At 48.8% G+C, this 14,470-nt stretch carries 8 protein-coding genes, 1 rRNA gene and 5 pseudogenes; 9 read left to right on the top strand and 5 right to left on the bottom strand.

Annotation, left to right across the window (positions count from 1 at the left end):
• From AP057_RS01575 to AP057_RS01550, 6 genes and pseudogenes are all read left to right on the top strand, one after another.
• A partial coding sequence (locus AP057_RS01575) for a transposase (RefSeq protein WP_152968854.1) occupies nucleotides 1-534 on the top strand: 534 nt, incomplete at its 5' end.
• A gap of 75 nt (nucleotides 535-609) precedes the next feature.
• Nucleotides 610-1,935: pseudogene (istA, locus tag AP057_RS01570) on the top strand (IS21 family transposase); the annotation flags it as partial.
• Nucleotides 1,932-2,684: an IS21-like element helper ATPase IstB gene (istB, locus tag AP057_RS01565; protein ID WP_021322668.1), complete on the top strand. Its 753-nt coding sequence runs from the start codon at nucleotides 1,932-1,934 to the stop codon at nucleotides 2,682-2,684. The pseudogene istA and the gene istB, both read left to right, overlap by 4 nt.
• Nucleotides 2,685-3,066: 382 nt before the next feature.
• Nucleotides 3,067-3,624 (top strand): annotated as a pseudogene (locus AP057_RS01560) (transposase); the annotation flags it as partial.
• 208 nt (nucleotides 3,625-3,832) lie between these two features.
• Nucleotides 3,833-5,140, top strand: a complete 1,308-nt coding sequence (locus tag AP057_RS01555) for an MFS transporter (protein ID WP_128721765.1) — start codon at nucleotides 3,833-3,835, stop codon at nucleotides 5,138-5,140.
• Entirely contained in the window at nucleotides 5,137-5,724 is a 588-nt protein-coding gene (locus AP057_RS01550; protein ID WP_021322671.1) for a helix-turn-helix domain-containing protein, read from the top strand. The genes AP057_RS01555 and AP057_RS01550 overlap by 4 nt, the downstream gene beginning before the upstream one ends.
• 86 nt (nucleotides 5,725-5,810) lie before the next feature.
• Here AP057_RS01550 and AP057_RS15885 read toward each other — a convergent pair.
• A pseudogene (locus AP057_RS15885) lies at nucleotides 5,811-6,069 on the bottom strand (ATP-binding protein); the annotation flags it as partial.
• Nucleotides 6,070-6,197: 128 nt separating this feature from the next.
• A pseudogene (locus tag AP057_RS01545) lies at nucleotides 6,198-7,855 on the bottom strand (IS1634 family transposase).
• A gap of 721 nt (nucleotides 7,856-8,576) precedes the next feature.
• Here AP057_RS01545 and AP057_RS01535 point away from each other — a divergent pair.
• Nucleotides 8,577-9,713, top strand: coding sequence for an IS110-like element ISGka2 family transposase (locus AP057_RS01535; RefSeq protein ID WP_055357905.1), 1,137 nt, complete (start codon nucleotides 8,577-8,579; stop codon nucleotides 9,711-9,713).
• A 292-nt stretch (nucleotides 9,714-10,005) separates the two neighbouring features.
• Here the strand turns inward: AP057_RS01535 and AP057_RS01530 are convergent, their stop codons facing one another.
• Nucleotides 10,006-10,713 carry a cytochrome c biogenesis protein CcdA gene (locus AP057_RS01530; protein ID WP_055357904.1) on the bottom strand — a complete coding sequence of 236 codons (708 nt, stop codon included), beginning with the start codon at nucleotides 10,711-10,713 and terminating at the stop codon, nucleotides 10,006-10,008.
• A 159-nt stretch (nucleotides 10,714-10,872) separates the two neighbouring features.
• Nucleotides 10,873-11,751 carry an IS982 family transposase gene (locus AP057_RS01525; protein WP_055357903.1) on the bottom strand — a complete coding sequence of 293 codons (879 nt, stop codon included), beginning with the start codon at nucleotides 11,749-11,751 and terminating at the stop codon, nucleotides 10,873-10,875.
• Nucleotides 11,752-11,909: 158 nt separating this feature from the next.
• On the opposite strand from AP057_RS01525, the gene AP057_RS01520 reads away from it, so the two are divergent.
• The gene (locus AP057_RS01520) at nucleotides 11,910-12,368 is read left to right on the top strand and encodes a hypothetical protein (RefSeq protein ID WP_055357902.1); all 459 of its coding nucleotides are present in this window, start codon (nucleotides 11,910-11,912) and stop codon (nucleotides 12,366-12,368) included.
• Nucleotides 12,369-12,744: 376 nt separating this feature from the next.
• Here AP057_RS01520 and AP057_RS17680 read toward each other — a convergent pair.
• Nucleotides 12,745-12,861, bottom strand: a pseudogene (locus AP057_RS17680) (hypothetical protein); the annotation flags it as partial.
• Between the two features lie 849 nt (nucleotides 12,862-13,710).
• Between AP057_RS17680 and AP057_RS01510 the strand changes: the two are divergent.
• Nucleotides 13,711-14,470: ribosomal RNA gene (locus tag AP057_RS01510) — 16S ribosomal RNA — on the top strand; the annotation flags it as partial.

Below are 14,470 nucleotides of genomic sequence, written 5' to 3'. Positions count from 1 at the left end.
CCGAAAGACACACATGCCACCCATGCCCTTTGTCATGCCCACCATTTGCGTGAGTTAAAAGGATTCATCGAACAGGGGCATACGTGGGCGATGCGCATGACCACGTTTCTGTTAGCCGCCAAGCAAGCCGTCGAAGCCCATCACGGTGCACTTTCCGAAGAAGAAGCGAGACGGTGGGAACGAGTGTATGATCGCATCCTAGAAAGAGCACAACACCGATTAGAAACGATGACGCCTCTTCCGAAAAAAGCACTCGCTTTTGTTCGACGCCTTCAAAAACGAAAGGAAGAAGCGCTGCGTTTCTTACGTGAAGTACATGTTCCCTTTGATAACAACCAAGCCGAACGCGATCTTCGCATGGTCAAAGTCAAAGAGAACATTTCGGGTACGTTTCGCGAAGAAACATTCGCGCAGTCGTTTTGCATCGCAAGAAGCATCGTTTCCACACTGACGAAACACGAAAAAAACGTGTGGGATTCGTTATGTCTTCTGTTGGCAGGCGAAACGATCGATCGAGTTCTTTCCGCTACCTAGGGCATTTTCTATGACCGAAATGCCCTATTTGTGCTGGGCTTTTTTATACACTAGCACTGGGGTGAATAGTTACGGTACGGGCAAATCATTGATGACTGGTTGGAGGAGGATGCCAAGCTGCCGAGAAAACAACGGCGAACGAACAAGACGATGTTTGAAGCGCTTTGTCGTGACCATGGATTTCAAGGCTCGTATCGCACCGTTTGCGCGTACGTGCAAAAACGAAGACCGCAGCTCAAGCTCGAGAAAGAACAGCGCTATGAACGACTGGAGCACCCGCCAGGCGAGGCGCAGGTGGATTTCGGGAAGATGACGGTTGTGACGAAGGAGGGGAAGGAAGAAGAGCGATCGGTTTTGATCATGAGCTTTCCCTATAGCAACGCTGCGTTTGCTTATCCGCTGCCGGTGGAAAACAGTGAATGCTTCCTCCATGGGTTGACGCAGCTGTTTCGTCAGGCTGGGGGAGTGCCAAAGGCATTGCGCATTGACAATTTGTCCGCGGCCATTGTGTCGATTCGAAAAGGGGGAGAACGCCGATTCACCGAGGCTTTTGAGAAATTTCAACTCTACTATCGGTTTGATGTACAAGTGTGCAATCCATACAGTGGACATGAGAAAGGAAATGCGGAGCGAAAAGTCTATTACACTCGCAACCTTTGTTTCATCCCCGCTCCATTGATGGAGTCGGATCCGGAGCTGGTGGAGTGGCTGCATCGCAAGATGGTCGAGGACCGAAACCGTCCTCATTATGAAAAGGGGCGGTGGATCGAGGAACTATGGCAAGAAGAGCAACCGGAGCTGTTGGCGTTGCCGGAACAAGATCTTCCGATCTTCTCCCTCGATCACGCTTACGTGAATAAGTACGGAGAAGTGATGGTGGATGGGAAGGCGTTCGTCGTCCATGGCCTGTCCGTCCCCAACCGGGTGTTGGTGAAGAAAGAATGGAATCGTTTCGTTGTGTTCTCTTCCGATGGAGACGTCCATCTTGAAGCGCCAAGGCCGTATACGAACGTGAAACGCGAGATCCCTTGGAAAGAGATTTTCGCTGAGTGGGAGACCAAACCCCGGGTTGTCGGGCATTCCCGATACCGGGCGTACTTGCCGGAAGCGATCCGAACGTATCTGGCTGGCACCCCGCCCCAGGTGGCGGCCCGTTTGAAAGGGCTGCGAGCGCTGTTGGATCGTTGCACGCTTTATGAAATCGCCCAGTGGCTCGATGAGAACCAGCGATGGGACTTGGCTCCTCATGAAATCGGGGTGTTGATGGAAGCCGAGCAATCCCATTACCCGGCCAAGTGGAAAGAATCGTACACCCCTTCCGTCCTGATCGACTATGAAACGGACTTAACGGTGTATGATCAACGTCTTCATCCTGTTCGGGAAGGGGGTGTCCAGGGATGAGAGCAGAGGTGAAAGAGATTTGTAAAGCACTGCATTTGGCCTATATCGCGGATCGATTCGAGGAGGTGATGTTCGAAACGAAAGAACAGTTTTTGCGGGATGTATTGGCGCTGGAGCTGTCGTGCCGCCAGCAGGCGAAACAGGCCCGGCTGATCAAGAAAGCCAAGTTTCGGGAGTTGAAATGGCTGAAGGATTACGAATGGTCGGATCACATCCACTGGCCGACCACGACATCGAAGAAGGAATTGTGTGACCTTCGCTTTTTGGAGCGAAAGCAAAACGTTCTGCTTTTAGGCTCGCCCGGGACAGGAAAAACCCATCTCGCCACAGCGCTCGGCATCCAGGCGTGCCAACAAGGCCATGAGGTTCGGTTTTTCCGCGTCGCGGATCTCGTCGCCCAGCTGGAAGAGGCATTGAAAAATGGCACGCTCGGGCGGCTGAAACGAAGCATCGATGCGTGCGAACTGTTGATATTGGATGAACTCGGCTATGTGCCGTTTCAAAAGCAAGGATCGGAGCTGTTGTTTCATATTATCGCCGACTGTTATGAGCGAAAAAGCGTCATCGTGACGTCGAATCTGGAATTTGGACAGTGGAATCGGGTGTTTGGGGACAACCGCTTGACAGCTGCGCTGGTGGATCGCTTGGTTCACCATGCCCACATCCTGGCCTTTACGGGAGAGAGCTATCGACTGCGGAACGCTCTCTCCGCGATCCAGCCGTCCTCTTCCCCCGGTCTGGAACCTTAAGTCTTGAGCTGGCAAGCCTATGTATTTTTTCTTGCACTTCTCTGCATTTTTTGCTTGCAAAAAACAGATACTCCCCCTCTGCCGTCAACGCATAGCGTTGGTAGTATCCGTGACGGTGCAAGGGGCGGCGGGATGGACAGTGCGGGCATTGGTTCACGTCGGGAAAATCGTTCCCTTTCCCACGATCCGTATACGTTTGAATGTCAATGCCAAAGTCGTGAAACTGGATCACACTTCCTCCCCCCTCTCCTTGAAACGAATGGAAATCTTTGTCCGAAACAATTCACAAAAAATTTAGCACATTCCTTCAGAAAAGGGGAGAGGGCTTTCTGAAAGAATGTGCAAAAAAATGGGTGTTTTGTGCTGAAATAAAATGATAATTTACATCATCGCGATGCTCAAGACGAACCGGATTCTTTATCCGAATGGCGTCGCCGTCCAAGCCAAGCAGTTGGCTCGCTATATCGAGCCCCAAGACACCCGCCTCGTCACGGTGGGGAAGGAGCGTTACCGCGTGTATCGCTATGAGGGGGCGATCCATGGCCTCGATGACGCGGTGGTGCTGCTGGCTTGGAAGGCGGATCAGCCGATGACACCGGAACATCTCCATTGCGTCTTGAGCACCGACCGGGAGCTAGGCGATGAAGACATCTTGCGTTACTATGCCCAGCGTTGGACAATCGAATGCTTTTTCCGACAGGCGAAAGATCAACTGAAGCTGGATGAATACCGCGTCCGCCACATTCGGGCGGTGAAACGGTATTGGGCGGTGGTGCTCTTGGCCTGCGTGTACAGCATAGCGAAATCCCAGCAAGACCTCTCCACCGGATTGGAGCTTCTTCGATCGCGGAAAGGCCATAGCGTCATAGAGTTCATTTATGACGCCGCAAAGCAAGATATTCCCATTGATGTGATCAAAAAACAGCTCCGTATCGCGTAAGGGGTACCCTGTTTGTCTCTCTAACCATGGAAATTATTGTAATGAAAAATGCTCATCTACAGTTGATGAGTAGAATCATTGGGTCTCCCCTGCCTGTATTGATTCGAACACTGAATGTTTCATGAAAACAATGAATGGTTTAAAAGTATAAAACCGCTTTTTCATGAACCGACTAAAGTCTTCAATCACTCCAGTAGACTGAAGGTTATTGACAAAATATTTTTTTACCATTAAAATTTATTTTGATGAACAAAAAGGTGGTGGATCCATGTTCTCTATATTATCTGATCATCGTCTATATTTACGCATGTGGCTGTCTCAAGTCATATCCTATTTGGGCGACGGCATAACAAGGGTAGCGCTCATTTACCTCATCGGAAAGTCATCCAGCCATTCTTTGCTCATCGGAATGGTTATATTCGTCCAATTGTTCCCAACTGCTGTCTTGAGCTTAGTATTCGGTCCTCTTGTTGATCGATTTTCTAAGCGGCGGCTGATGGTGTTCTCTGACCTGTATCGAATGATCATCGTTCTTTGCATGGCTGCCTTTGCACACTCCCCCATCATCTTGCTCGTTTTGTTGGGATTGCATGGGATCGGGACAGCGCTATTTGTACCTGCCCAATCTTCCATCGTTCCGTCCATTATCCCAAAGGAACGAATTCCAGAGGCGATTGCGCTATCAAATGGAACAGCATCGGCTATGCAAATAATTGCACCGGCCATTGGGGGACTTTTTCTTTTAAGTGAACGATACGATATCAATTTTATGGTTAACGCCGCTACATTTCTCCTTTCGGCCATTTTGATTTGGAGCATCAAGTTTAAAGAATACCTTCATCATAAGCAGAAAAAGAGCGGTTATTGGCTGGATGCTTTGACTGGATACCGAGACATTTTTCTGTTACCTATCTTGCGTTTTTTCTTATTCATGATGATTCCATTATCCTTCGTGATCGGTATTTTGAATACAAATCTTGTCAGCGCTTTATTGCATCATTTTCATGTCTCTCCTTCTCACTTCGGTTTTCTGGAGGCAAGCATAGGGGTGGGAGCGATTTTAGGTTCTTTACTTGGACCAAAGTTGCTTCAAACCATCCCAGCTAATCGATTATTATGGATAGGAATGATGCTTATTGGCGTATGGATGGCGGGTATTGTGCCTTTGAACGTGTTCGTCCATAATTGGGGGGATTTTCCTCTCTATACTTGGTGTACTATGGTAGGAGTATTGAATGCGTTGGTGAATGTGCCGATTAATAGTTTGTTTATCTCTATTGTGCCGCAAGAATTAAGAGGTAGCGGTTCTGCTTTAATGACGACGTTCTCCAATTTTCCCATAATGCTAGGAATCATGATAGGCGGTTGGTATGCCGATGTGATCGGAAGTGTTTACGCAACCGCAACGAGCGGCATCTTGCTCGTACTGACAACTTGTACTTATCCACTCTTCCAAGGATATCGACAATTGAGCCAAGTTGCATTCAACACAGAAAGGAGTAGCATAGAAGGATGAAAGAATTAAGTGATTTGGAATTGGCCAAAATCTTGATTAACCCAAAACGAAACAAAATTTTGGACTTAACGAAAAACGAAGCCTTAACGGTGAAGGAACTAGCGAAAAAATTAAATGAAAAACCATCGAGGCTATACTATCATGTCAAAAAGTTAGAGGAATACGGCTTATTAGAGGTTGCAGGCGAAAAGCAGGTCGGAAATTTAATTGAAAAATCCTATCGTAGAAATAACGACATCGATACAAATGTGATGCTGAATGAAAAAATGATGTCAGAAAGCAAATCAGAGCTCATGAAAGAATTAAAAAATACTGTTTATACAGGGCTCTCGTTATTGGAAAAAGAATTGGAGGAAAACAAGCAATTAAACCAATATCAACATCATGTGGAACTAAGCATCTCTTACCATCATATGACCGGAGAGGAATGGCTGCACACCCATCATCATCTCTTTCATCAGTTGGGAGGGAACAATCGGGAATTACCCTCTAAAGTGAAAGAAGCCTTAAAAGAAGAAGATCGTTTCAAACGAGGAAAGTATGTGTTTGTGTTGTTAAGTTACAAAATTGAGGACGAGGAATAACCGACTCATGGAATGACTGTGTTTGGCAAGTAAAAAATACACAATATGGCGGTGAATTTGTGCACAACCTTGCCAGTTCCCGTATTTTATCGGTTCTTTTTAGATAGAGCGTGCCGCAATCGATAACTTTCCCCCGTAAAGGTGAGAATATGGGCATGGTGCACCAATCGGTCAATGATGGCGGCCGTTAAACGCTTATCCCCAAATATGGTGTTCCATTGTCCAAATTCCAAGTTCGATGTGACAATAATGCTCGTCTGTTCGTAACACTCGGCAATTAAACTGAACAACAATTAACAATTCTGCCCCATCTTTATGAAACGGAATAAATCCTAGTTCATCTAACTCACATTTCGCACCTTAACAGAGTCCAAACAAAGGATTTTTTATTTAGTTTTTCAGAATAACTTTTTGACCAACACGACGAGCGATGGCAATCCTTTTTTTACCATCGCTAGTCGTTCCGTATCACGTTACACGTAGATGCTCTCATCCATGCCCAATCCCTGCAGAATCCTTCGCTGGTCCGGGTTGAGGGGGCGATCGAGTGCGCGTTGGATGCGCCCGTCTGGCAGCTCCAGCAGGATGACGTTCACATATTGAAACAGCTGAAAAATCGCCTGTCCCGTTGGCCGTGTCAACTTGCGGCCTCCCGCGCCCTTTAACGGGTGTTCGGGTGTGATGAACTGGCGCACCCGGCGCTGAAAAACGCGGTAAATCGCTAGGGCCAACAGAAACAAATAGCCCAATGCGGCGACCCGTTCCGGTTTTTTGACGTAAATCTCATCTGTGAAAAACGGATCTTTCAAAAACGCGAAGTTCATTTCCACCGAGATTTGCCCTTTATACAGCTTCAAGATTTCTTGGGCATCCATGGGTTGGCCCTTCCATTCCTTCGGAACGGTCGTGACGAGAACAAACCGGGACGCTTTCCGTCTTGCCTGTTCCCATGTCGGTTGGTTGAATTCGACGTTTAGGTGAAGGGTGTACAGCGTCTCCGTCTCGGGCTCCGCCCCTTTTTTGGCCGTCCGCGCCGTTTTTTCGGACGCACGATCTCTTTGACCGCGGCGTTGACCCGATGAAACCGGGGGCGAAGGGACGCCTTGAGGGATGTCAAGGCTTGTTCGGCGTCTTCCCGGCAGGAGAAGGGATGGCGCTCCCAACGCTCTTGTTCCTCGCGAAGAAGCTCCGCTTCTTTCGCCCGCTCTTTTTCGAGCGTTTTTCCTTTGCGCTGGTCGAGCGCGCTCGATTCGACGACGATCAGCCGAACCGAGTGGCCTTCATAGGTCGAGGCCGTTTCCCATACCCGATGCGTGGCGCCGTTTCTCTCCGCTAGGGTAAAGGGTTTACTCCACGTGATGTGAGGCGAATCGGCCTCCGCGAGCGCCTGTTTCACGATCCGGAGCGATGAAGGGCCTCTGGTGATCAAAAAGGCGTTGGCGGCTTTCGTCTGCGCCAAGGTGTCTTTTGTCATCGCGGCGGAATCGGCCACGTAAATCCATTCGTCGTCGAGGTGGGCTTGCTTCAGCTGTTCATGGACACGGGACAGCACCTCGGGATTCCATGTTTTATCAGACAGGTTGCCGTCGTGCACATCGCCGTAAAACGGGATGCCATCCTCGTTGCCGACCAGTCCGAAGCCGATCTGTTTTTGCCAATGCTGATGGCGGTTGTAGCCATGTGTGATCTGCAGAGCCTCTAACGAGGCCGATTCATAGGCTCTGTAAACCGTCTTGTCTGTCGTATCGGCGTGAAAGGCTCGGAGGGAAAGGCCTTCTTTGTGATAAATGTGAATCAAGCAAGTGCTGATGACCTTGTGAATATCGGCCTCATACAAGCGGTCGAGATGACGGGCCAAGGCATCGTCGTTCAACCAGGAAGGATGGAGACCGGGACGAATGAGTTTCTCTAGATCGATCTCCTGAGCCCATCGTTCTAAGTGAACAAGGGCTTGCCGGCCGTCAAATAGATTGTAAAGGATGGCCTGAACGGCATCGCTGACTCGCGTTTGGCACTGTGGATCGACGGGCACAGGATGGTCAATCAAGTGGGGGAGGTCCAGTTTTTTGACTAGAACACTTATTATATTCAAATAATCATTACGATAGACCCCTTTGACTTTCACATTCATGAGAGAAAAACTCCTTTACGTTCCTTGTGTGTCAAGGATTCATTCGACATCGGAATGAAAAAATCCTCCCGATTTTCGTCGGGAGGGTGCGAAATGTGAGGCGGAACAAAAAAATCCTCTCGATTTTTGCCGAGAGGGTGCGAAATGTGAGTTCTCAAAAAGACTTTTCCAGACTTTTTGAGAACAAAATAAGCATTATCATTATTCTGACTACAAAGATCAAATTGTTTGACTACGAGCAACTACATCTCAGGTTTATAATTATATTCTTTTCTGTCAAATCAGCCACTTTTTTCCTCTTGATCAATTTCATTTATCTCACCTCCTTTCAGGCATAAAGATGACTAATCAAGGTGTGCGTATTTTCACGGAAAAGATCCATGGGCAACGTTTTGCCCTCCACCCGGGCATGAAAATGACCAATCCAAGCACGTGCATTTTCACGGAAAAGATCCATGGGCAATGGTTTGCCCTCCACCCAGGGATGAAAATCCCCCTTTTCTTCCCATAATGAAGAATAGGCGCAAACAGTTCAACAGGACGTTATGCTTAATGGTGGCTTAGACCCTGTACGGAAAAGTGTTTGAATCCACTGGGTGCACCACCCATTGTCCGCCCTTTCCCGATGCGGAGGAAAGGTGACGACGAACGGAAAACTGCCGCATKTCTCCCGTGGATTCGCTGTTTGCGCACTCGATCATCGAAAAGGAGGATTTTCATCATGGATGTCATCTATCCTCGCTGCGCAGGATTGGATGTTCATGCCGAAACCATCGTCGCCTGCGCGCTATGGGAAGAAGATGGACACATTCAAAAGGACATTCAAACCTTCTCCACGTTCTCGAAAGGACTTGGCGACCTGCTTGAGTGGCTCGAAGAACATGGCGTTACCCATGTCGCCATGGAATCCACCGGCGTGTATTGGAAACCGGTCTTCGCCTTCCTCGAGGGCTATGTCGACTTGACWYTGGCCAATCCGCAGCGGATCAAAAATGTCCCGGGAAGAAAAACCGATGTCTCKGACGCCGAGTGGATCGCCAAGCTGCTCCGCCATGGACTCGTTGAAAAAAGTTTCGTCCCCCCAGCGGATATTCGCGAATTGCGGGATTTTACCCGCCTCCGCAAAAAGTGGGTCGGACAGCTGACTTCGGAGAAAAACCGGATTCAAAAAGTGCTCGAGTCTTCCAATGTCAAACTCGGCTCGGTCCTCTCCGGTCTCTTCGGCGTTTCCGGAAAAGAAAACCACGCCCGGCTGCTGGAGAAGGGATACGTGGACAAGGACGAGTTGGATCAATGCCTGCGCGGAAGGCTCAAAAAGAAAAAGCAAGCGGTGTACGATTCGCTGCTCGGCACCTTGACCGAACACGAGCTCCGTCTCCTTCGCCTCTTGTGGAAACACGTKGAGGAATTGGAGCGGCTCATCGAAGAAGTCGACCARCACATCGACCGCCTGCTCGAGCCGTATCGCGAGGAAGTGAACCTGCTGATGACCATGCCCGGAGTGAAAAAACAAACCGCCGCCGTCATCATCGCCGAGATGGGAACCGACATGAGCGTCTTTGAAACGCCGGAACGGGCGGCTTCATGGACTGGATTGTCCCCCGGCAACCATGAAAGCGCCGGAAAGCGAAAGAGCACGCGCACGACAAAAGGCAATCCCCATCTCCGATCGGCGTTATGCGAGGCGGCATGGTCAGCAGCTCGATCCAAGACGCATCCCTTGTCCCGAAAGTTTTGGTCGTTGGCGGCCCGGTGCGGGAAGAAAAAAGCCCTCATCGCCATTGCTCGGCGGATGTTGGTGATCATCTTTTGCATGATCTCCCGCAAAGAGCCGTTCCGCCAACCACAACTTATTTAGTCTAGCCAAAAGGCAGACAGGTTATACGAGATGCCTAAAATCGGGCACCTCTGCTTTCCTATTGCCTTTTTTGGCCATTTTCAGTATACCCTCACGGATCAGGAGCGTATACCGCACTCACCAAGTGGTGGGGATTTTCACGGAAAAGAGACAATTTTAGGCTATACCTAACCAAAATTCATCTCCCACTTTCACTTCGTTTAGAAGTGGGAGACTTCTTTCGGAAAGATGTTAAAATGGACGCCATTTTTTCATCATCCTCTCTTCAACGATATTCCTCGAACAACAGCCGCTAAAAACCAGTAAACCCGCCAAACAAGCTCGTCGTATAAGCGATCAGCTTCGTCATCCAGTCAAAGTACAAAACGACGCCCATCGCCACCATGACATACCCGCCCGCTTTCATGATAGGGGCGCTATGACGGCGGATCCATTGCAGTTTGCCGATAAAAAACGAGAGAATGAAAAACGGAACGGCAAAGCCGAGCGTATACGCGAGCATATACATCATCCCCGAGCCCGGGTTCGCGGCAGCCAAAGCGATGACCGCCACCAAAATCGGCCCCATGCACGGCGTCCAGCCGGCGGCGAACGCCATGCCGATCAGCGCCGAGCCGAAATAGCCGGACGGCCGCTCACGAAACGAAATGCGCCGGTCTTTCAGCAAAAACGCCGGCTTCCACAGCCCGGCGACAACAAGGCCGAGGGCGACGATCACGACCGCGCCGATTTGCCGGATCACATCTTGATAATCGGCAAACAGCCGGCCGAGAAACGATGTCCCGAAGCCGAGGGAGATAAAAATGAGCGAGAATCCTAGCAAGAAGCAAAGCGTATGCCATAAACTGCGGCGATTGAGCATGGCGTTTTCTTCTTTCAGCTCGCTGACCGACACGCCGGTAATATAAGACAAAAACGCCGGATAAAGCGGCAGGCAGCACGGGGAAATAAACGACAAAAACCCGGCGCCGAACGCTAAAAAGAGATTGAGATCATTCACTGTTGGATCAGCCCCTGCTCTGTTTTTTACTTTTATTTTAGCAAAAATCCTCCTCCCCGTAACGTTTTTCCCGCTGTTTCTTGGTCAATTTTTCTATTTTCCATTTTTGCATTCATTGGTAAAATAATATAAAATACAACCCGTGGTGCTAGTTGAGCTTTAGCGCTCAACTAGCCCAAGTGTAACCAGGGAATAAGCTAACAATATACCGTCTAGTGCCACTTCAAATCCGATAATCGAATTGGCTCGGATCCCCGTGATGCGATAGTGGTCAACCAGAACCGAGAACACCGTCTCGATCACTTTGCGTTTTTGTTGGATCCACTGCTCCCATGTCTCAGACGCACGATGTTTCTGGTTTTTTCGAGACGGAGTCCAAAGCGCCATTTGGTATTCTTCGTACAGCCTTTTTTGCAAGTCACGGCTAATGAATCCTTTGTCCCCAAAGTTATACGGGTGGGGAATTTGGGTCATCACGCTTTCGGCTGCGATTCGATCGTGGCAAGATGCTTCCGTCACCACATACCCCATTGGCAGCCCTTGATCGGTCACTTGAAGGTGCAGCTTCAACCCGTAGTACCATTGCTTTTTGGAAGCGCAATACCCGATGTCGGCGATCTCTTGAAACCGTTTGACGCGATGCATTCTTGCCGTATGGCACAACGGGAGCGGCAAGCTGTCCACGACGGCATAGGCATGATGTTGACCGCGTTTTGCCAGCTCATGACGGATCCATTTGATGGCGAAACCAAGCGCCCGGCAACGGCGGTTGTATCGGGAGCGTTCAAGAAACGAGCCGTTTGTGAACAAATTTCCCGTGACAAAACGATGCCACGCCCGTTCAGAAGTAAAACCGAGCAACTTTCCTAAAAGATGAATCGCGATGACCACGGCGTCTTCCTGTTTGACCAAATGGCGGTTGCGACGCTGTAGGTACATCTGAATCGATGACAGTTGGGCAGAGACAAAAAAGAAAATGGCGGCATATTGCTTTTGAATCTTTGCTTGATCTGTAGTAAAATGAAAGTGCTCTTGCATAGGGATTCTCCTTTCAATGTTTGGTTGCACTTTCATTTTAAGGAGATCCTCATGCAAGGGCTATTTTTATGCTTGTTTGAGTTTATCTAGCACCACGGGTATAAAAATATATACAGTACATACAGTGGCATCGAACGATATTGAAGCGGGGGACAAACATGACATTATTTGAAGAGTGTGTTTATGCAATAGGCCATGAGAACTTGAGGATGTTAACGAGCAGGGAAACCGAAACATATTTTGATTATTTGTGCACATTATTTCCGATCTTGCCTTGGGGGAGAATCGATTGGGAAAAGGTATCGGAAAAGAAACACATAAAGCATGCATCGGAAGTAGTTGATTGGCTGCGGCAAAGGGGAATTGATCATTACGATGTGATTGTGCTATGGAATTATTCTGATAACCATGGCATCCAGACGACATTAGAGAGAGTTCTGCATGCTATTGATGATGTGGTGGCAGTGGGATCAGACACTTTTATTCTTTGTCAACATGGAGAGTATGCAATCGAATGTTTTCATGATGGTGTTGTGACGATCGGTGTTCCTGAAAAGAAGAGGCATTTTCATGCTGGAGAGGAGGGGGAGTCAAATGATCATTGCCAACAACTATAAAGAAATCAAAGACCATTTTGACTTCACAGATAGCATTATAACGGATATCAAGTGGAACAATCCGTTAGATTTGTCTATCACAATCGACTATTATTGGGATGTACAGGAGAATAGAGAGGAAAATAGAACATTCGTGTTGCATTTTACGGATTGCTTGGCTGTAGAGTACAAAATGTGGAAGGAAGTCTCATAGGAATGTCGAGGGAGGATCCCATTTTGACAGCTTGTTTACCATGATTCGCTTTGAACATGCAGCAGCAGATTCAAGCGGATTTCAGCATTTTCGTATCTATACCTTTGATTATACAGAGCCGCTGCTGCAAATTATTTGCAAGCAGGTTCAATTGGAAGAAGTATAGATGGTTGTTTGTGGTGGATTTGAATGATTCAAGATGGTCCGAGCAATCGCGATTGGTTGTCTTTGTCCTCCTGAAAGCTTAACTCCTCGTTCCTCGACTTCTGTTTCATTATCATCCGGTAAAGGTTGAATGAACGCTGTTTTGGCAGGATGCATCCACGTTTGCTTCCCGCATCGTTTCGATCCCCGTCTTCAGCTATGATGCCCCGCGTGAGGGAGTGACCTTGTTTTCTATGGAGTTTTCCTTTGGCAACATGCTGCAGTTTCATTTTTTCTCAGGCGGAATGCAGGCTAGTCCATAACATTGTGCAAAAAGGAATGACATATAGAAGAGATTGCACAGGTGGTGGTATCCCCGAGGAAGAGGTTCGGATATGGCTTGAAGAGTAGGAAGAAAATGACCGTCTGGTGTCAGTGAATTCCCGGTGCCAACATTGGGCCGGTGATGGCGTTCAGTTGCTCATAAAGATCTTCGTTTTCCCTCTCGTAAGGTGCGAAATGTGAGGTTTAGGTAAGTTGGAAGATGAAATTTGCTCAAGGGCAGATGCCGGGGGACAGTGGTGATATACAGAGGAATGCAGCTTGATTTTGGTTGAAATTGCATGTACAAAAACTGTTGACTTCAGATGATGAAAGTAGTATTATATAAAACGTCGCTTCGATGGTGGACAGGAAGCGGCCTAAATGCATTCAACGAACGAAAACGCAAAAGTTAAAAAATGCTTATTGACAAAATATGATTTTTTGATATAATTAAATTCGTCGGGTTTTTAAGATGGTAATTGAAAAACTTGGCGATCGTTCGATGGGATCGTTATATTAGTAAAGAAATAGTAAAGAAATTGAATTGCAAACGCGAGCGGATTCAGAAAAGCTGAATTCCTCAAGGTTATGGAAAGCAGTTGCTTGTTCCTTGAAAACTGAACGAAACGAAGCGCGTGCGCCATGACCGTTAGTTTTGGCGCTGAACAAGCCAATCAACTTTCTTTGGAGAGTTTGATCCTGGCTCAGGACGAACGCTGGCGGCGTGCCTAATACATGCAAGTCGAGCGGACCGAACGAGGGCTTGCTCTTGTTCGGTCAGCGGCGGACGGGTGAGTAACACGTGGGCAACCTGCCCGCAAGACCGGGATAACTTCGGGAAACCGGAGCTAATACCGGATAACACCGAAGACCGCATGGTCTTCGGTTGAAAGGCGGCCTTTGGGCTGTCACTTGCGGATGGGCCCGCGGCGCATTAGCTAGTTGGTGAGGTAACGGCTCACCAAGGCGACGATGCGTAGCCGGCCTGAGAGGGTGACCGGCCACACTGGGACTGAGACACGGCCCAGACTCCTACGGGAGGCAGCAGTAGGGAATCTTCCGCAATGGGCGAAAGCCTGACGGAGCGACGCCGCGTGAGCGAAGAAGGCCTTCGGGTCGTAAAGCTCTGTTGTGAGGGACGAAGGAGCGCCGTTCGAAGAGGGCGGCGCGGTGACGGTACCTCACGAGAAAGCCCCGGCTAACTACGTGCCAGCAGCCGCGGTAATACGTAGGGGGCGAGCGTTGTCCGGAATTATTGGGCGTAAAGCGCGCGCAGGCGGTCTCTTAAGTCTGATGTGAAAGCCCACGGCTCAACCGTGGAGGGTCATTGGAAACTGGGGGACTTGAGGGCAGGAGAGGAGAGCGGAATTCCACGTGTAGCGGTGAAATGCGTAGAGATGTGGAGGAACACCAGTGGCGAAGGCGGCTCTCTGGCCTGCAC

Origin of the sequence: Geobacillus sp. Sah69 (assembly GCF_001414205.1) — a bacterium.
Taxonomy (GTDB): domain Bacteria; phylum Bacillota; class Bacilli; order Bacillales; family Anoxybacillaceae; genus Geobacillus; species Geobacillus stearothermophilus.
The sequence above is the reverse complement of the archived record's forward strand: the minus strand, read 5'-3'. Positions and strand labels throughout refer to the sequence as shown.

What these genes read in the sequence shown, in the direction of transcription:
- istB (WP_021322668.1), top strand. Translation starts at nt 1,932, where the DNA reads ATGAGAGCAGAGGTGAAAGAGATTTGTAAAGCACTGCATTTGGCCTAT.
- AP057_RS01550 (WP_021322671.1), top strand. Translation starts at nt 5,137, where the DNA reads ATGAAAGAATTAAGTGATTTGGAATTGGCCAAAATCTTGATTAACCCA.
- AP057_RS01525 (WP_055357903.1), bottom strand. Translation starts at nt 11,751, where the DNA reads ATGCAAGAGCACTTTCATTTTACTACAGATCAAGCAAAGATTCAAAAG.
- AP057_RS01520 (WP_055357902.1), top strand. Translation starts at nt 11,910, where the DNA reads ATGACATTATTTGAAGAGTGTGTTTATGCAATAGGCCATGAGAACTTG.